This is a genomic window from Paenibacillus sp. MER 99-2 (assembly GCF_023714095.1).
Classification (GTDB): Bacteria; Bacillota; Bacilli; order Paenibacillales; family Paenibacillaceae; genus Paenibacillus.
Map to the genome: position 1 here is coordinate 163,036 of NZ_JAMAUZ010000009.1, position 18,878 is coordinate 181,913.

The 18,878-nt window shown below is 43.2% G+C and carries 15 protein-coding genes; 8 read left to right on the plus strand and 7 right to left on the minus strand.

Going from position 1 to position 18,878, the window contains the following annotated elements:
* Nucleotides 1-21 precede the first annotated feature (21 nt).
* Entirely contained in the window at nucleotides 22-555 is a 534-nt protein-coding gene (locus M3636_RS25425) for a GNAT family N-acetyltransferase (RefSeq protein WP_251384407.1), read from the minus strand.
* A gap of 351 nt (nucleotides 556-906) precedes the next feature.
* On the opposite strand from M3636_RS25425, the gene M3636_RS25430 reads away from it, so the two are divergent.
* From M3636_RS25430 to M3636_RS25450, 5 genes are all read left to right on the plus strand, one after another.
* Nucleotides 907-2,091 (plus strand): hypothetical protein, encoded by a 1,185-nt coding sequence (locus M3636_RS25430; RefSeq protein ID WP_251384408.1) that lies wholly within the window; start codon nucleotides 907-909, stop codon nucleotides 2,089-2,091.
* A 241-nt stretch (nucleotides 2,092-2,332) separates the two neighbouring features.
* The gene (locus M3636_RS25435) at nucleotides 2,333-3,031 is read left to right on the plus strand and encodes a response regulator transcription factor (protein WP_128103644.1); all 699 of its coding nucleotides are present in this window, start codon (nucleotides 2,333-2,335) and stop codon (nucleotides 3,029-3,031) included.
* Between the two features lie 18 nt (nucleotides 3,032-3,049).
* On the plus strand, nucleotides 3,050-4,492 hold the full coding sequence (locus tag M3636_RS25440; RefSeq protein ID WP_251384409.1) for a HAMP domain-containing sensor histidine kinase: 1,443 nt from the start codon (nucleotides 3,050-3,052) through the stop codon (nucleotides 4,490-4,492).
* 99 nt (nucleotides 4,493-4,591) lie between these two features.
* A complete protein-coding gene (locus tag M3636_RS25445) occupies nucleotides 4,592-5,350 on the plus strand; it encodes an ABC transporter ATP-binding protein (protein ID WP_174715317.1) in 759 nt (252 codons plus the stop codon).
* A 4-nt stretch (nucleotides 5,351-5,354) separates the two neighbouring features.
* Entirely contained in the window at nucleotides 5,355-7,757 is a 2,403-nt protein-coding gene (locus M3636_RS25450; RefSeq protein ID WP_251384410.1) for an ABC transporter permease, read from the plus strand.
* An 85-nt stretch (nucleotides 7,758-7,842) separates the two neighbouring features.
* Here the strand turns inward: M3636_RS25450 and M3636_RS25455 are convergent, their stop codons facing one another.
* The 4 genes from M3636_RS25455 to M3636_RS25470 form a co-directional block, all read right to left on the minus strand.
* Nucleotides 7,843-9,045 (minus strand): Ger(x)C family spore germination protein, encoded by a 1,203-nt coding sequence (locus tag M3636_RS25455; protein WP_128103647.1) that lies wholly within the window; start codon nucleotides 9,043-9,045, stop codon nucleotides 7,843-7,845.
* Nucleotides 9,042-10,154, minus strand: coding sequence for a GerAB/ArcD/ProY family transporter (locus tag M3636_RS25460; protein WP_483311547.1), 1,113 nt, complete (start codon nucleotides 10,152-10,154; stop codon nucleotides 9,042-9,044). Before M3636_RS25460 ends, M3636_RS25455 begins: the two co-directional genes overlap by 4 nt.
* 27 nt (nucleotides 10,155-10,181) lie before the next feature.
* Nucleotides 10,182-11,894 (minus strand): spore germination protein, encoded by a 1,713-nt coding sequence (locus M3636_RS25465; protein ID WP_251384427.1) that lies wholly within the window; start codon nucleotides 11,892-11,894, stop codon nucleotides 10,182-10,184.
* A gap of 233 nt (nucleotides 11,895-12,127) precedes the next feature.
* Complete coding sequence (locus M3636_RS25470; RefSeq protein ID WP_251384411.1) at nucleotides 12,128-13,048, minus strand: methyl-accepting chemotaxis protein; 921 nt, start codon at nucleotides 13,046-13,048, stop codon at nucleotides 12,128-12,130.
* Between the two features lie 303 nt (nucleotides 13,049-13,351).
* Here M3636_RS25470 and M3636_RS25475 point away from each other — a divergent pair, with 303 nt between their 5' ends.
* A complete protein-coding gene (locus tag M3636_RS25475; protein ID WP_251384412.1) occupies nucleotides 13,352-14,551 on the plus strand; it encodes a glycosyl hydrolase family 28-related protein in 1,200 nt (399 codons plus the stop codon).
* 292 nt (nucleotides 14,552-14,843) lie between these two features.
* On the plus strand, nucleotides 14,844-15,350 hold the full coding sequence (locus tag M3636_RS25480; protein ID WP_251384413.1) for a hypothetical protein: 507 nt from the start codon (nucleotides 14,844-14,846) through the stop codon (nucleotides 15,348-15,350).
* Between the two features lie 17 nt (nucleotides 15,351-15,367).
* On the opposite strand, the gene M3636_RS25485 is transcribed toward M3636_RS25480, so the two are convergent.
* On the minus strand, nucleotides 15,368-15,748 hold the full coding sequence (locus M3636_RS25485) for a helix-turn-helix domain-containing protein (RefSeq protein WP_251384414.1): 381 nt from the start codon (nucleotides 15,746-15,748) through the stop codon (nucleotides 15,368-15,370).
* A 105-nt stretch (nucleotides 15,749-15,853) separates the two neighbouring features.
* Here M3636_RS25485 and M3636_RS25490 point away from each other — a divergent pair, with 105 nt between their 5' ends.
* On the plus strand, nucleotides 15,854-16,504 hold the full coding sequence (locus M3636_RS25490; protein ID WP_251384415.1) for a nitroreductase family protein: 651 nt from the start codon (nucleotides 15,854-15,856) through the stop codon (nucleotides 16,502-16,504).
* A gap of 404 nt (nucleotides 16,505-16,908) precedes the next feature.
* Here the strand turns inward: M3636_RS25490 and glmS are convergent, their stop codons facing one another.
* The gene (glmS, locus tag M3636_RS25495; protein WP_128103654.1) at nucleotides 16,909-18,741 is read right to left on the minus strand and encodes a glutamine--fructose-6-phosphate transaminase (isomerizing); all 1,833 of its coding nucleotides are present in this window, start codon (nucleotides 18,739-18,741) and stop codon (nucleotides 16,909-16,911) included.
* Nucleotides 18,742-18,878: the final 137 nt, after the last annotated feature.

An 18,878-nucleotide genomic window follows, 5' to 3' on the forward strand; every position in this document is an offset into this window, starting at 1 on the left:
ATTCTTTCTCAAACTAGATATTTACACACTCTCCACTTGTTGAACATGTGTAGGATATCTGAAGCAGATCGCACCGAACTCATCATTCCCAATATGGTAGTCCGGATCTTCTTCAAAACCAAATCGTCGATACAACGCTACGGCATTAAGCATACTAGGACTTGTATACAGATAAACATAATCACGATTGAACGCTTTGGAAGATTCGACGCAACGATCAAGCAATGCCCGCGCAACACCATGCCCCCGCCAGTCTGGATGAACAGCAAGTAAGCGAATAAACGGGTAATCAATTGGCGACTCGAAGCCGGCATACGCTTTTTGAGCCGTCTCAAACAATTGGACTGTGCCCACAATGCTTTCTTCTATTCGAGCTACCCATAATTGTGCAATAGACGGGTTATGAAGTGATTCTCTAATTTCCCCAATATACTTATCCCAGCGCTCCTTATCGTTAAACGCACTTTCATATTCGGTGTAACTCGTCACAAGCACATCTACAATCTCCGCATAATCTTTCTCATGCGCCAGCTCCACAGTTATGTTGATTGTCAATGTTAATCCCCCTCTATAATTACACAGGATCAATAAGTCGTTCATCGTTCATTCGTGATTAAGTTCCAGATTAAAAAAAGAGTACTCTCATAAAAACTTTAAAAATCCTAGTTATCAACTACGGATTATATGTTTTCGTCATTGTAGCATGCATCTTTCACAGTTGATGATTAATTGTTTCTATTCTTAGATTGATATTTTCTATAGAGGTAGAACATATCATCTTTATTTTCGCCAAAAGTATGCGGTTCTACAATTGTCCAAGAAATAGAACGCGATAATTCGACATATAATTCCAAAATGTTCCTTATGTGATATAGTATAAAATACCTATATTAGAGGAGTTGTTGCATGTTGAAATGGACGTTTATTAAATCGTTGCTTATTGCCAGTCTGATTAGCCCACTATTGGTACTAGGCAATTCCGCTGATGCAAAAGATCTTCCAGAGCCTGAATGGGTGTACAACATTGATAAGGGGGAATGGAGTCTCCCTTGGAATATAGTCCCTGGGGTCGTAGTGGATTCCCAAGGCAATCAGAGCCTACTTGGTTATAAAATGGTTGGAGGGAAACGTTATTTAGAAAATATAGATCCCTTATCGGGAACTCTCCGATGGTCTATCCTTGAAAATTTTGATTTTGTCCCTTCAGAAGACGGGTACATTTTCATGTTCGACAAGAACAACAAAGTCAGTGCCATGAACTTAGCAAGCGGTAAGAAAACATGGACGGGTACTCTACCCTTCAACAAAGATGTTGCATATCATTCCTATGAGAGTGACATGTATCCGGGTAAGGACGGAAGTCTGTATGTCGCTTCGCATTCAAAAGATTATAAAGCCACCTTATATCACTATGATTCTAATGGCCGGAGAACCAAAAAATATACATTGCCGTACTCCATCGTTGGCATAGAAGGTGATTATGTATTTGCCAAAACCTATAGTGATGACCCTAATACATATATTTTAAATCTTGCTACAGGAAAAAAAATCGTAACGGTGAAGAACGGAATATCATACATTCCCGTCAATGTACTAGGGGATGGTACTTTCGTTACTCAAAACGTTGTCAAAAATGCGGTAACACTCAAAGCCTACAATCCTAAAGGGCAGTTAAAATGGACAAAAAAGCTTCCATATGTAAGCGAACGGACGGAGACCTACACACTCCAGGATCGTCTGCTCTTTATGGATGGTAAAAACAATTCATTAAAGCTGTACGCTTCAGATGGTAAACTGCTGGCAAGCAAATCATACAAACCCATCGCTACAGGTTATAACCGTTTCATGCGACTGATCGAGGTTTCAAAGGATCAGCAAAGTATCATGTTCACCGTTAAAAAAGGAAAGGATTACGAAATCAACATATTGGATTCAACCAATCTGAATGTAATTAAAGCCTTCTCTGAAACAGAACGAGATTTCTATAGTAATGCAAACTACGAGCTCCTCAATAACAGAACCCATTTTATTGTAGTGGACTATACGGGAAAATCGATCGTGAATTATGACCTTACACGAATAGATTACTAACAAGTTATGAATTAGCAATATCGTTAGAGAAGCCGCCATCTCCTCGGAAAATGTATCTACGATACCAACTCCGACAGGTGGTGGTTTTTCCTTTGCGCGAACGTTGAAGTCTTCAAACTCCCCCATGACGCCTCTTCAACAAACCTGTATAGTTAACCATAGTACGCTAACACCAACCTCTGATTAATTCTTTTGTACATAGCAGAGCCATTCCATATTTTTTTGAACTGGAGCGATAGCCATGGAATCTAAACGCAAAGTTCTCATTATTGAAGATGAACAGGATATTTCACGCATTCTGCGAGACTATTTGATCAAGAACAACTACGAAGCTGCGATTGCGAGTAACGGTCAAGATGGATTGCACATCATGGATATGCTGCAGCCAGACTACATCATTCTAGACATTATGCTCCCAGATCTCGACGGCATCGAGGTCTGCCGTGAGATTCGGCGCCGTAACAATATTCCGATATTAATATTAAGCGCGAGGGGCAGCGATACGGATAAAGTGCTGGGGTTAGGCTTTGGCGCTGATGATTATATGACCAAACCCTTCTCGCTCAGTGAGTTACTCGCTCGGATCAACGCACACTTCCGCAGATATGATCGTCTGACAACGGAACGTGTCTCTACCGATCTGTTGAGGCTGTCTAACCTCGTCATTGATAAGAAGGGATACAAAGTAACGTTAGATGATCAAGAGATCTCACTCTCCGCCAAAGAATTTGAGTTACTTCACTATCTGGCAAGCAACAAAAATCAGGTTTTCTCGAAGTCACAGCTTCTAGATGCGATCTGGGGTTACACCGCTTATGGAGATGAGAATACCGTTACCGTGTATATACGCAGATTGAGAGAGAAAATTGAAGCAAACCCTTCCGAGCCGCTTCTACTGAAAACCGTTTGGGGTGTCGGCTACAAGTTCAACCATGAGTAAGCCAAAGGAGGCACCGAAATGTCACTACATATGTGGTCCAAACGTTGGCTACGCACATCCTTCATTCTGCTAATAATTTTGATGACATGCAGTCTATTGCTTTTCGTGAATCTGCTTATGGACAGGCAAAACAACACCTCCAATCTATCTATTAGTCAGGTGAGGCTTACGGTTAATCCCCTTCTTCTTGAACTTGGACAAAAACAGCAGCAATTAACGGATCCGGCAACGCAGGATCAATTGCGATCTATCGCGCAAGAAAATGGGATTGAGCTGACCTATGTTGGATTAGATGGTGTTGTGGTCGTATCTTCTAGCCCTTCCTTGGAGGGCACGCGGCTGAATCTGCAATCTGTACTGCATTATGATCTGAATCAAGCGGCACAGGTTAGGGATGAAAACAAATCACTCCACATCGCCTTTCCAGTCATCGATGAACGACAAGGAAGCCAGATCGGCAATGCCATCTTTACAGTTCCCCTATCTATGGTTGTTGTTGAGCAGCCGCTCACTTTCGCCTTTTGGGTCATGCTTGCATTAGCTGGTGTCTCCCTCGTGTTAGGCGCTTGTCTGATCGCTATGAAACGAAAGGTTAAGAAGAACCTGCTCTCTCCGATCAATCAATTGAAAGAACACGCAGCGTCTATTCTCAAAGGGAAGTACGATCAGCCCATTCAATACACCAGAGTAGATGAAATGGGTGAATTATACGCCATACTTGATCTGATGCGCGCGGAGATCATGCATCTGAGTGCAGAGCGTATCCGGCAGGAACAAGCACAGAAAGAACTGATCACTAATATATCGCACGATCTCAAAACACCCATTACAACAGTTAAGGCATACATAGAGGCAATTCTCGAAGGTTTATGTTCTGATGAACAAACGTTGATGGAGTATATGGAGATCATGCGAACACATACGGATAAAACGGCTAGATTGGTTGAAGATCTGCTCGTTCACGCTTTGCAGGAGCTAGGTCAGATCTCGGTCGAGCCTCGCGAAGTGTATAGCCTTGCCACCTTTCAACAGATGTTACAGCCCATTGCACACATGGTGGAGATGCGAGGTCTGAATTATGAAGAACCGGCATTGATCCCTAATGTGCTTATGCGGATTGACTCAACGAGAATGGAGCAGGTTCTATCCAATATCGTATTCAATGCCCTTAAACATACCTTTCCTGGAGATACGATTCGGATTATGACCGAGCTGAATGCTGAACAATTTATACTGACTATTGCCGATACGGGGCAAGGTATTCAGCCTCAGGATATGCCTTTTATATTTGAACGATATTTTAAGGGCGCATCTTCACCTTCTAATTCGTATGTGCAGGAGGGAACGGGTCTAGGTCTATCCATCTGCAAAAGCATTGTTGAAGCACATGGAGGTCAGATCACCTTTTCGAGTAAAGAAGGACAAGGTACGATTTTTCAGATTCATCTGCCCATCTGTTAACCTGCTGACCATGTAATACTTTATTCATAATTAGATAAGGTTTCCTCAAGGTGTCTCCCTTAGAATTGACACTAATATGAATCATAGGGAGTGATCTTCTTGGTCAAGTCAGCCATTATACGCGCTCAAAACTTATGTAAAACCTACAATACGGGTAGCGAGCAGTATCATGCGATACGTAATGTTGATCTGGATATATACGAAGGTGATTTTACCGTAATCATGGGCAACTCGGGTTCAGGCAAATCTACCCTATTGTACCTGTTAAGCGGCTTAGATCAGGTAACCGCAGGCGAAGTTTATTTCCGGGATCAACGCATTGACGCTTATACGGAACGGGAAATGTCTGAATTCCGCACCCGCCGAATCGGTTACATCTATCAAAGTATCAACCTTGTCCCAGACCTCTCCATTCAACAAAATATTGCATTACCTGGCTACATCGCCGGTTCCAAGAGGAGTGAGGTCGCCGCCAGAGCTAGTCAATTGATGACAGCCATGGATATCAATGAACAGCATCATCGCCTTCCCTCTGAAACTTCCGGTGGACAGCAACAACGAGCAGCCATTGCACGCGCACTAATTAACTCACCAGATATGTTATTTGCTGATGAACCTACAGGTAGTTTGAGCTATGAGCACGGCCAGGCTGTCCTTGATATCTTGACCGATATCAACCGCAAGGGACAATCGGTCGTTATGGTCACTCATGATATCAAGGCTGCATGTCGTGCAGACCGCCTTATTTTTATCCGAGATGGTAAGGTAGCAGGTATTCTTGAATTCAGCAAATATGACGAAGAGCAGATCCACGATCGTGAATCGATGATCTTCAATTTTGTGTCGAGGAAGGAATAGGACTATGGCGATCATGTGGCGATTGAGCCTTTCTTACCTCAGACAAAACAAAACGCAAAATGGATTTAGCACGCTTCTCATTCTCTTATCCACACTACTTGTAGCAACAGCCGTCATTATTCTGGCGAATACCGGCAATTTATTCAAAGAAATGCATGATCGTACCCATGGCTCCCACCAGATTCTTAGCTTTGAGAAAAACCTGAATGACCCTGAGGCTGTGTATCGTTGGTGGCAAGCACAAGAACACGTTGATGTCTCCCCTTTACTAAAATACAGGACACTGTCAGGGATTACGTTTGACGGACTGGATATTCCAAATCTCTATCTTTACATGATAGATACGCCTGCTCCCCCATGGGATGTGGATCAACTCGTTTTTGCCAGCGGATTGCAACCAACTTTGCCTGAACAAGGTTCGGTCTGGATCCCTACCTCCATGGCGAACTCATACCATATCGCCATTGGCGATACGATAAGCTTCAGAGCAGGCTCCACTAACCTCAATCTGACGGTTTCCGATATTGTCGTAGATGTTCCTTACGGTGCCCCATTTACCAATACTGCACGGGTCTGGATGAATCCAACGGATTATCAACATGATGTTCAGACACTCGCAGGAAATGACAATTATATGTTCGGCATTCATTTTGACGATTACAGTACGAATTCACAGTATTGGGAGAAGTATAATCTTGAACATGATGTCCCTTTTCTGGAGACCAAGATGGAATTTGAGAGCATATCCTCCTTCTATCTAATTATTAATCAGATTATCGGGTTCATTATGATTTTCCTCGGCGTAGTGATGCTAGTCATCGCTCTCGTTACGATTGGGTTCACAATTTCCGATGCAATCTTGGCTAACTATAGAACGATAGGGATCCTCAAATCACTAGGCTTGACTTCCCATAAGATGATTGGCACATATGTTATACAGTACGCTATGTTATCGCTAGTCGCCATTCTTCCTGGGCTTATGTTAAGTATATGGATATCCAAACCGTTAATCAGCATCTCTGTATCCTCGCTCAGAGCTGATAGTGGTGATATTCCAATGCAGGGAATTGGCGCAGCACTGCTTGTAGGAGCCTTGCTCTTCGCTATGGTCATCTTGTTCGTTATCCTGTACGCCAACAAAGCACGACATATCGAACCTGTGCAGGCCATTCGTTATGGAATGTCTGAAGCCGATCATATCCGTACTGCTCATCGAATGAATACACCGTTCTTCAATTCGATTGGGTTCTCACGATACCCTGTATCGGTCGTTATTGCCTTTCGCAACCTGATGAAGAATATCCGTAGCTCTGCTCTTATCCTGCTGCTCACGATGATGGCATCAGCTGTACTCGTTCTTGGTTATGTCGTTGTGACGAGTGTCAGCGGAATATATCAGACAGCCGCTAAATGGGGTTATGATAATGCCAACATCGCAGCCGTCGTGGTCAATAAGGGTAGCTTTTCCAGAGAACAACTAGAACAAGTCTTAGAACAAGATCCCCGCATTCAGAATGTGGGCTGGCAAGGCAATACCTCCGGCGTCATCCATCCTGACACTTTAGTCGATACGCAAAGTCAATCCACGAGTCTGTTTCTAAGTGTCTTGGACGGGAGCTATGATGAGCTTGGGTTTGAAAATCTAAGAGGAGCTAATCCACGGCTGGAGAATGAAATTTCGATTGGGATAAACATAGCCAGAACGTATCATAAGGATCTCGGTGATCTCATTGAACTCAACATTGAAGGACAGAAGCGCACTTTTGTGATCACAGGTATCTATCAAGCCATTGCCAACATGTCCGTCTCCGGACGAATTACTATGGATGCGATGCATAGCGTGAACTCCAACTACAATGATGTGGATGTTGCTTTTATGAATGTGAATGATTCGGTTCAGGTAGAACCTGTTGTGCATGAGTTGAACGAGCAATTCAAGGATTCTACTTCTGTTGTGACCCAGAAAACGCTGCTTGATTCAGTATATGCTGAAGCCGCTGGCATTCTGGTCTATCCGATGGCTCTGATCGGACTGCTGTTTATTCTGGTTACGTTTATCATTATCTTTAGTACTTGCCGGATCAGCATTCGCAAGGAAAGCAGAACGTATGGTATTTACAAATCCATTGGCTTGACGTCAAACCAAATCCGCTGGTCGATTGCGATGGGCATTGTGGTGTTGTCGTTCATTGGTGCTTTATTAGGCATTGTCATAGGCATATATGTGCTACCAGTCCTTCTGGAGCTTGTCCTTTCTGGATACGGAATCGTAGAGCTTCCCCTTATTCTGAACTGGGCTGGAATCCTATTATTCGCCTGCCTGACCGCACTTGCTGCAGCATATGGTTCTTGGGTATCTTCCCGAGTTATCCGTCATTCCTCTCCGCGCAATCTGGTTATCGAATAAGAAGAGAAGAGATAAAAGAACGGAACAAAAACAGAAGAAGCCCTCTCGTCTCCTTAAAAGGAACGAAAGGGCTTCTTCGTATGATCTACTCTGTTGAAGAACCAGGACTCGTAATATTGATCTTCACCTTATACGTAATCGGCACGGTACTGAAGATTTCATCCCAGTCATCCTTGACCTTCTTCCACACTTTCGGATATTTGATCCGTAAACTATCCCGGAAATCGGCAACATCTACTTTGTAGGTATGTTGAAGTTTGTGGAGCACCTGACCAATTTGTTGTTCCGCCATATCCGTGAAATTTTGTTCTAACTCTCTAAGGTAGGCTCCCTTCTCTTCTTCTTCAGGTGCACGCCAATCCTCCATCAGCCAACCTTCGGATTCTGCCTTTACGTCAAATGAAATTTCGTTACCAACTACTTTAGGTGTGATTTTGGTTTTTTTCTTCTTGATTTCATATAACACAGTGAAACCTTGTTTGTTGTATGTCTTGACCACACCACCGCGTTCTTTGGCCATGAGCCACGATAATCCCTCCAGATCTGTTTGGTTCAGCTCACCAATGAACTTCGTTGTATCTCCCTTAAAAATGCTAGCTCCAGAGAATTTGTCCTCGCCTTTAAAACTAAGTACATTCTGTAACAGAAAGCTAGAACCCGATTGCATCTGAGCATCTAACTTGGTTAACGGAACAGGCTCCATAATTTTATTGGACAAGTACGAGTTATTACTGATGCCCGTGAGGTAAAAAGCTGGAATTCGTGTGGGATCATCTGACGTAAGCACATCAACAGCACGTCGATGGCTAATTAATACCAGGCAATTAGGGCGAATATCATTATCCCGCAGTACAAAATCAAGCAGTTGGTCCAGGCCATACTTTTTGGCAATGTCCTTCGATATGACAATGACCTTCAGATGATGTCCGATGAGCGGACGATCTCGCCGTAATGCAAACTGACGAAAGATCTGCAACATCGAATCCCCTGTTAGCTGTTCATTGGAATACGAAGTTTTACCCGCAGCGGGAGAGCCCGATTGTCCACTTTTTTGACCACTCGCATACCCGGGGGCGATCTGAACCGTTGCAGTGACAACTTTCTCCTTAGCATAATCGCCCCCTTGAGCTGCGACGTTCTTTTCAAACTCTGTCTCTTGGGCGACATCAATGCCTAGACCCACATATAGACTTAGCTCCTCAATTTCTCTACTGCTCCAACAACCAGATACCAATAACAGAATGCATAAGCTAGTTATTGTACGTACAAACATACGGAATCGAATCATGCATGTTTGCCTCCTTTTTTGCGAATCAGACTTAATACCAGCAGCACCAGAGGTAAGATAGCAAACAAGAATACAGATGCATTGCCCAGCATATCCCCTAATGCAAAGGTCTGATCCACATTTTTGGGCATCAATGCTGTGATATAGATAAATGGAAGCAGTGCATACATAATAACTGGCATCTTCTTCGCACGAAATAAATCACGTATCCCAACCGAAGCGCAGTAATGAGTAATAACTGTTGTCGAGAAAATTTGCATAATCCAGATCACGAGCAATAAGGATTCGAAACGCTCAAAAATTAGACCTTGGATCTCGAAGCTTCTCACCAAATCCAGTGTTGGCCATGTTCTCGTCTTAATACCATCCAGAGACAGGCTACCCACAACCATAACAACGGTGATTAAGTAAACAATGGTAGAAGTCATCAATCCCCAGGTCATTGCCTTATTGCTTTTTTTCGGATTATGCATATATGCCGTTATGACCAGCATCACCTCGTAGCCGGTATACGATAGCAAAGAAGGCTTCAACCCTTTAAGCACTGGCATAATCCCATCTCCGAGTACAGGGCGTAGATTGCCAATCTCGAACAACTGATTACTAAGCAGAATTTCCATCACAAAAATAATCAGCGTAATTGGCAATATAATCTCAAACACACGCACAATAACGGCAAGTCCACCAGTAATCAGATAGATGCCTACCCACATAAAAACCATTACGATCGCCCAAGTCGGCGTACGCTCAAGCAGATACATTCCCGTTACATCCGCCATAACTCTAATTTCGAATGCAGCGATAACCGTGAAATACACAATCATGGCACAGCCCAATATGTAAGCAATCCAGCTCCCCGTGATCTCGCGGGTGAACTGGAAAACGGTTTTCCCTGGAAAGCGACGACACAAAGTGACCAGAATAATGCCAATGCCTGTAACGATCAGCCCAGCCAAAATAATGGAAATCCAGACATCTGGTGTTCCGACCGCTTTACTGGTTGTTCGAGGTAACGTTAAGATCCCGGCACCCAGCATGTAATTGACAATAATTACAACGGCCTGTGTCGTCGTAATTTTGCCTAGAGGGCTTTCTCCATTCAATGCAATTCACCTCCAGCCCTTTTGTAAATGAACCTATTTTTTACGATCCTCGTCTATAGGATTAGTCATAATCGGACGTTTTCTCATCATATTTAACGGAGCACGGATGAAGAAATCCTTCCATTCACCCAGGTGATACGGGACGGCTGGCGCAACATAAGGTACCCCGAAACTTGAGAGACGTGACAGATGTGTACACACAAGCAAAAAGAACATAACCACCCCGAATAATCCGAGTACCGCTGCACTAAACATCGCCACAAACCTTAGAATACGTAGTGTTAACCCTGCACTATACACAGGAATCGTAAAGGACGATATCGCCGTAACCGCTACAACAATGACGAGGAACTGACTGATAATTCCGGCCTGTACTGCAGCTTGACCAATAATTAGACCTCCTACGATTCCCATCGCAGGTCCAATTGGCTTAGGTAAACGAATTCCTGCTTCCCTCAGAATCTCAATGGAGAGCTCCATAATCAATACTTCAATTAGAGAAGGAAATGGTACCCCTGTCCGTGTCTCAATTATCGTCAATACCAGTTTGGTTGGAATAAGCCCCGGATGGAATGAAATAAAAGAGATATAGAGAGCAGGAGCGAGCAAAGCAAGCATTGCAGACATAAAACGCAGCATTCTTAGAAAAGTGCCCGGAATCCACCGCTCGTAATAATCCTCAGGCGATTGTAGCAGCATGCTAAAGGTCACAGGCACAACCAATACAAAAGGTGTCCCATCCAGCAAAATAGCTACCCGACCCTCAAGCAAAGCGCCCATTACCCGGTCAGGTCTTTCTGTATTCAGGATCTGTTGAAACGGACTAAGGGTACTATCTTCAATTAATTGCTCCACATAACCCGATTCGAGCATATCATCCATATCCATCTCTTGAATTCGCTTCTGCACTTCTGCTACGAGCTTAGGATCAGCAATATCCTGAATATAGGCAATCGCCAAATCTTTTTTGACACGTGAGCCAACTTCAAATTTTTCAATAAATAAACTCTGATTACTGCCATGGCGACGCAAAATCCCTGTATTATCGCTTAACTCCTCTGTAAAACCGATCCGGGGGCCACGAAGTAGCCCTTCGGATAAAGGTTCATCGACACCACGCGTTTTTCCCTTAGCCGTGCCAATTAACATCGCTCCAGGTAACCCATCCACCAATAATGCATTCTTGCCTAACAGCACAGCAATGGCCAGCTCCTGAAGAGATTGTGTCTCCTGCACCTGACTTACAGGAAGCAGTTGTTCCTTCAAATACGATGTCAGGAAGTCAGCGTTATTATGTTGCACGAACTCCCCCTGAGTCTGCTCAGGCACACCTTCGAACATCAATGATTTAATAAGGTACTCATCCATTAAATTCACATCTACCAGACCTTCGGTAAACATCACGGCAGCCCGCGTATTGGTGCCTCTAATCGTAAATTCCCGAAGATGCACATCTGCATTTTTACCGAATGTTTCCTTAATGCTAATCAGATCCGTATCGTATTTACCGGTTAATTTAATGTTGGCATAGTGCCCTGTCTCCGTTCCGCTTCCTATTCCCGCAGCGGCTGGTGAGATGTCCTTTGGGGATATCAACGGTTTGGTGGAGCGAGTGAAGCTACCACGCTTGATTGAAGTATTGATCCATCGTGTGATCAAGGTAATGCCAATGGGAATGATAATGACCAAGAAGGCCTGAATCCATACTGGCCATTTGGGTACATAGGAAACGATGGTAGACCACATATTCTCACCCCAACATTTCTCTGCATCGTTAGCTGCAGGTATTCGAGAGTATTGTTTCCCCGTTTCCACACAAACATTCCCGTTTTTGTAAACAAAAAAACGGTTCCCCTTAAGGAACCGCATCCAACTTTAAACGGATATACATTTATGCAATTCATTTATGTAGCTCATAGGAACCCCAGATATAAGATATGGCATGATTCAACCTGCAATCTGACACTGCCAGCAATTCATCACACGATTTTGGTTACTTGCTGCGCCTTGGCATCAAGTAACTGAGCAGCTGCAGCAATAGACGTAAAGTCATTCAAAGCGATCTCAATCCGCTCTTTACTCTGTCCCACGTATTCCTCAACCTTTTGTGTACCGCCCGAGATATTTCCGATCTCTTTGGTAATTCCAGTAACGCTATCACGAATTTCATTAATCGAATTCTCTACAATCCCGGATAGCTTTTTCACTTCTTTGGCAACAATATCGAATCCTCGCCCATACTCCCCCGCGTGTGCAGCTTCAATCGCAGCATTCAAAGCGAGTAACTGCGTTTGTGATGCAATTTCCCGGATCGTCTGTACCACCCCTTGAATCGATCCAGCTTGTTCCTGCAAATGAGTCAACGTTGTGCGATTATGAGCGGACACCTCTGAAATGATTGAAATACTGGACATTAATTCCCGACTCCGTCCAATTCCCCCGTCTGCTTGCTCGCTCAGCTCATGAGACATCGTTTTCAATTCATTCACAACTGTAGATATATTCGTTTGACGAGTGGTGATGTTGGTCGCTATTTTGGAAACACCGAGTATTTTTTGATTGTTTTCATCATAAACAGGCATATACGTAGCCTCAAGCCACACGGAATTGCCATTTGCATCCTTACGTTCTACCTTATCCTGAAAGCTTACTCCACTAAAAATACTGCTCCAGAACGCTTCATATTCCACACTGTTCACAAAGTGATCAAAGCAAAACTGTTCATGCTGCATACCGTACATCTCTTCTTTTTGATAGCCCATCGTTGTGGCAAATACATCATTCACATACGTAACCTTGCGTTTCATATCGAATCGAATAATCGCCAAACTTTTCTCCATCGCTTTGATGACCAAGTCATCTGTCACAACATCTTTTTTCATTACATCCACTATAGACACGCCATATCCCCCACTCTAAACCCATGATAGAAACCTCTTGCAATAACAGGCTAGGCTAAATAACACTTCATATAATATGTATCTCTATTAATTCAAGATAACTATATTAATGATACCCGGATTCGGGACTTTTGGATCACTAATTCGAACATAAATAATCATTGGCTTGATCATACAATAGCATTTCGATTTGTACCATACTTTAATTCGCACATTCTCTTAAATAATGTAGGAGAATAACCGACAATAAAAAAAGGGGATTTCTGTGATAAATCTCACTTTTTGGTCAGGAGGAATAGGTATATGTTTAAGGGTTTAAAGAGAACCGTTCGGCTTGGCTTGCTGCTTCTTGTCTCTACTGCCTTTGTTGTTCAAGGAGCTACAGTTGGGACTCCAGTAGTTCAGGCAGCGGACAATGTGATTAAAGCAACCGATTTGGGAGTCAAAGCGAATTCAAAAAGCGCTCAAACCAAGGAAATTCAAAATGCATTAAAGTATTTCTATGACCGAGGAATGGAAGGAACCGTTTATTTTCCAAAAGGTACATACTATGTCGATGAATCTATTCGTTTATACGCTGGTGTTAGTCTAACCGGTGATGGAATGGGACAAACCATTTTCAAAAAGACAGGCTCTTCTAGCCAATATGTCATCGGTAACCCAATTCTTCGTAATCAATCCAATCGAATCAATGTGAAGATATCTAATCTGACGATTGATGCCGATCGTGAAAATCGGGAAGCTCGCAGTGCTAGTCAGGTAGGTGGGATCATTATTGATGTTCCTGTCTCCCACCTCATCCTTGACCAGATCGAGATTCGGGATACCACCATTGGAGCCTTGCTACGTAGAACGAAAGATTCCGAGATCACCAACAGTCGCTTTGACCGAAACAATGGACATGCCATTGCCACAGGACACGAAAGCTTCCCTGCTGGTGAGTTTAGCAACGTTCAAATTATAAACAATCAAATTACGAATTCGGGCGGCGGTAGTGGAATTAATCTATCTCGCGCAACCAATACCACCGTGTCTGGCAATCAGATCATTAACCGTACCCACCAATCAGACGGCTATGCTGGTATTCGTATTCCTAATGACGGTGCCAACAACACCATTACAAACAATGTGATTGAAAACTATCCGCGGGGTATCTTTGTACTGACAGGAGCAACCGGAAATCATGTTTACGGCAATACGATCAAAAATGCTTCTCTTCAAGGTCTGCTGGTGCAAGCAAGTGGCAATACCTTTACAGACAATGAATTTATTCAAACGAATACTTCGCTTAAACCAGATGCTGTTATTCGTCTAGATGGCTCCAACCAGAATAAAGTGATTGGTAATGAGATGACAACCCACTCCGGTTTCTCCATTACCGGTATCCGTCTTACCAACTCTAGCTCGAATGAAATTAAGAACAATATTACCGATACTTCAGGCAAGTCCATCAGTATTGAAGGTGGAAGTGGGAACATAAATACAGGCAACCGTAATCGCTAAGCTAAGGAACAGACGTAATTTAGAGAGTAATTTAGAGAGTAATATAGTAAACAGAGACCAACATAGCAGAATATTAACCAAAGAGTAATACAGAAATATTAGAATATGCATCAGATACTGATGTGAGTAGCGAATAGCCTGAACAACAAGTAACTTATCTCAAAATCCCCTCTGCTACCTTTATGGAGCAGGGGATTTTTTATTGTTTCATTTGGTGAATTCATCAATAACAATAATATAAGTATCAAATATGGTAAAATTAAACTATACATACATGAGAGGGGAGATTATAATGATACTCCAATTAAAAGGGGCTTTATTGGCGATGCTTATCGTACTGCTTACCGTAGTTACGGGATGCGACAATTCTAAAGAGGTGAACCAGGCAATCCAAGCCGGCGAAGCATACAAAAGCGTGGAGTACACCGTTACTTATCAAGAGGATATTTTCTCAGAGCATTCTGTACTTGAACGAAACAAGTTAATTAAGCCGTACCTCACAGAAGAGTATTATGCCAAGGCTGAGCTTAACCGTTACACAACGATGCCATTTCTCATTGTACAAAAACAACAGTTATCCCTAGAGCCTGAAAATATTGCGTTCGAACCGCTTAATCAGCCAACTGAAGATACCTATGACCTGCATTATACATTAGACTTTGTATTGCTTGATCAGGATGGAAACGAGGTTAAACGGGTTCCGAGCAAAGGACTGCTCACGATGATGAAAGTGGACGGCAAATGGCTTGTTCAAGCCGATGAACCCGATTGGAAAGTCCTCGCAGATCTTAGTCAATGAGTCATACATGCCTATCGTTAGTGTTTCCCAAAGCCATCCTCACACGTAATGTTTGATCTAAGAATTTCGTTAAGACTTTGTTTCGCATGTTCTAATTTTTGCTGAGCCTCTTCGATTTCAGATATTTTCCCCTGAATGATAACACTTTGTTCGTTTTCGGAGAAACCGTTCTTCGAGATCATGGACTCTATATCCTGAATTGTAAAGCCAACGGCCAAGCATTGCTTAACCACTTCCAAGTGCTGAATGATGCCTGGCGTGTATATCCGATAATTGTTCGGGTCTCTCAGCACATACTCATCGGTAATAATCCCAACCTTCTCATAGTAACGGATCGTTGATATGGGGAGGTTTATTATTTTAGAAACTTCATTAATCTTCACTTGAGTCACCTTCATTTCTTTTGCTTGCTATAAAGTATACTTCATAGTTTAGACTCCTCATAGTGAGATAATTACAAAGTAACCACCTCACTATTATGCGTATAGAGGAGAGAAACCTACATGAATACAACGACTGACCACTTTAGCAAAACAAATGATTTTAATGCGATCGTCCTAGAACGTCGTTCAGTGAAAGAATACGATCCCGAAGTAAAAATTAGCCGCGAAGAAATGACGGAAATCTTGTCGAAGGCTTCCCGCGCTCCATCCGCCATTAACATGCAGCCATGGCGTTTCCTTGTCATCGACAGTGCTGAAGGGAAACAGAAAATTGCACCCCTAGCCTCGTTTAACCAGACGCAGGCACTAACCTCTTCGGCCCTTATCGCCGTATTTTATGATGCCCACAACACCGAATACATGGAAGAAATTTTCAGTAAATCTGTGGAGCTTGGTTATATGCCGCAAGAGATCAAGGAGATGCAGATGGGGCAGGCAAAACCGTATTATGATAGCCTGAGCGCATCTGATCTGCGTGATATCAACCTGATTGACTCTGGACTCATTGCCATGCAGCTCATGCTTATTGCCCGTGCTCACGGTTACGACACCAACCCTATGGCTGGTTATGATAAAGATCAGATCGCCGAAGTCTTCGGCCTAGACAAAGCCAGATTTCAACCTGTCATGCTAATCTCCATCGGTAAAGCAGCCAAAGCAGGTTATCCTTCCTATCGTCTCCCCGTTGATACGATTACAACTTGGGCTTGAATCAAGATTACTTTTGATTAAAAGGAGCTCTTGATCAAGGCTAGTCTTGATTCAGACGTACTTTCCAACAGTGTTATTACCTACTGTCACTATCGAAAACAAGGAACGTAACCTAGCTTATGGTTAATGTAAAAGTTGAATAACACTCATATAACTATTGCAAAAATGAGTCCCCCTCATTTATCTTACAATTAGATAATTTGTAAAATTTTATTATTTCACGTTATGTCATATATAATTAAAAGCTATCCCTATAAGTCATTATCAAATGACTCTGGACAGCTCCTTACACTCACAAAAAAAGCTCCTCACAACAAATGTCGTAAGGAGCTTTTCGTTATATACCTACATGGGACTGAGCAACCATTTGTCGCTCATCGTGTCCCTTTAAAATTTAAACCGAATTATTCAACCGTTACACTCTTCGCCAGGTTACGTGGTTTATCTACATCGTGACCCAGTGCAAGAGATGCGTAGTATGCAAGCAATTGCAGAGCTACAACGGACAGAGCTGGGCTCAGCAATGGCAACGTCTTAGGAATAGCAAATGCTTGATCCACGGATTTCAGCAAGCTTGCTACATGCTCTTCATACGTAATTGCCAGTACATCTGCGCCACGCGCTTTAACTTCCTTGATGTTGCTCACTGTTTTCTCAAGCACGTTCTCCTGTGTTGCCAGGGCAATAACAGGGATTCCATCCTCGATCAATGCGAGCGTACCATGCTTCAACTCACCCGCAGCATAAGCTTCGGAGTGGATGTAGGAGATCTCTTTCAGTTTCAACGAACCTTCTTGTGCTACAGCGTAGTCCAGACCACGGCCGATGAAGAAGAGATGTTGATGTTTCGAGATTTGCTCTGCATATCCTTTGATTGCATCAGCTTGCTCCAACATGGACTCTACTTGCTCAGGCAGGGCTTGCATTGCAGCAAGCATATGCTCGATTTCTTCTGCTGTTTGTGTACCACGTACTTGTGCCAGGTACAGACCAAGCAGATTGAACGCGATCAATTGTGATGTGTATGCTTTTGTGGAAGCAACCGCGATTTCCGGTCCTGCCAATGTTGCAATAACATCATTGGCATCACGAGCGATGGAGCTGCCCACAACGTTTGTTACGGCCAACACGTGTGCACCATTGGACTGTGCTTCACGAAGTGCAGCCAGTGTATCCGCAGTTTCACCAGATTGGCTCACAACGATTACCAATGTATCTTTGTTCACGATTGGTGAACGATAACGATACTCGGAAGCAACATCTGTTTCTACCGGAATGCGTACCAGTTGTTCAATGATTGTACGTCCAACCAGACCTGCGTGGTATGCAGTACCACAAGCAATGATCTGAATGTTACGGATATTTTTAATTTGCTCTTCCGTCATGCTCAGCTCAGGAAGTTGAACTTTTTTGCCGTCTGTGTCAATGCGACCTAGCATTGTATCACGGTATGCTTTTGGTTGCTCATGAATTTCTTTCAGCATGAAGTGCTCGAATCCGCCTTTTTCTGCGGTTACAGCATCCCAATCGACACGAATCATTTCCCGAGAAATAAAGTTACCTTCAATCGTCATCAATTCGACAGCATCATGTGTCAGAACAGCCATTTCACCATCATTCAGAATGTACACATCACGTGTATGTTCCAGAATTGCCGGGATATCGGAACCAATGAAGTTCTCGCCTTCACCAATACCAATAATCAATGGACTAGCTTGACGTACAGCTACGAGTTTCTCAGGCTCATGCTCTGTCAAAACACCCAGTGCGAATGCGCCACGCAACAACGTGATCACTTTTTGCACTGTTTTAACGATATCACCATTGTATTCACGTGCAATAAGGTGAGAGATAACTTCAGTATCTGTCTCAGAAGTGAACGTTTGGCCTTGAGCCATCAATTCGTCCTTCAGCTCCAAGTAGTTCTCAATAATACCGTTATGCACAACAGAGAACTTCTGACTTACATCCGTGTGTGGATGGGAGTTCTCATCCGATGGTTTACCATGAGTTGCCCAACGCGTGTGTCCGATTCCGGCATTACCTACCAGTGGTGCACCATCCAGCTTAGCCTCAAGATTTGCAAGACGTCCAAGCGCTTTGGTGATTTGCAGACCTTCAGGTGTAAATACAGCAATACCCGCAGAGTCATAACCACGATACTCGAGCTTCTTCAGACCTTCGACCAATACCGATTGAGTGTTCTTATTACCAATATATCCAACAATACCGCACATAATTTAAGTTCCTCCGATTGTATATGAATACTGTGTCACGAAGAAAGACTCCTCGGCGCGGCATAGCGGAAAAATGAATGATTGCCTAACGGTTCATGAATACTCGCTACTTATTCAATTATCAATGATCAGAGCAG

Bases quoted from the DNA above. Each gene is read 5' to 3' on its own strand.
- M3636_RS25430 (WP_251384408.1), top strand. From the start codon at position 907: ATGTTGAAATGGACGTTTATTAAATCGTTGCTTATTGCCAGTCTGATT.
- M3636_RS25435 (WP_128103644.1), top strand. From the start codon at position 2,333: ATGGAATCTAAACGCAAAGTTCTCATTATTGAAGATGAACAGGATATT.
- M3636_RS25440 (WP_251384409.1), top strand. From the start codon at position 3,050: ATGTCACTACATATGTGGTCCAAACGTTGGCTACGCACATCCTTCATT.
- M3636_RS25450 (WP_251384410.1), top strand. From the start codon at position 5,355: ATGGCGATCATGTGGCGATTGAGCCTTTCTTACCTCAGACAAAACAAA.
- M3636_RS25455 (WP_128103647.1), bottom strand. From the start codon at position 9,045: ATGATTCGATTCCGTATGTTTGTACGTACAATAACTAGCTTATGCATT.
- M3636_RS25465 (WP_251384427.1), bottom strand. From the start codon at position 11,894: ATGTGGTCTACCATCGTTTCCTATGTACCCAAATGGCCAGTATGGATT.
- M3636_RS25475 (WP_251384412.1), top strand. From the start codon at position 13,352: ATGTTTAAGGGTTTAAAGAGAACCGTTCGGCTTGGCTTGCTGCTTCTT.
- M3636_RS25480 (WP_251384413.1), top strand. From the start codon at position 14,844: ATGATACTCCAATTAAAAGGGGCTTTATTGGCGATGCTTATCGTACTG.
- M3636_RS25485 (WP_251384414.1), bottom strand. From the start codon at position 15,748: ATGAAGGTGACTCAAGTGAAGATTAATGAAGTTTCTAAAATAATAAAC.
- M3636_RS25490 (WP_251384415.1), top strand. From the start codon at position 15,854: ATGAATACAACGACTGACCACTTTAGCAAAACAAATGATTTTAATGCG.
- glmS (WP_128103654.1), bottom strand. From the start codon at position 18,741: ATGTGCGGTATTGTTGGATATATTGGTAATAAGAACACTCAATCGGTA.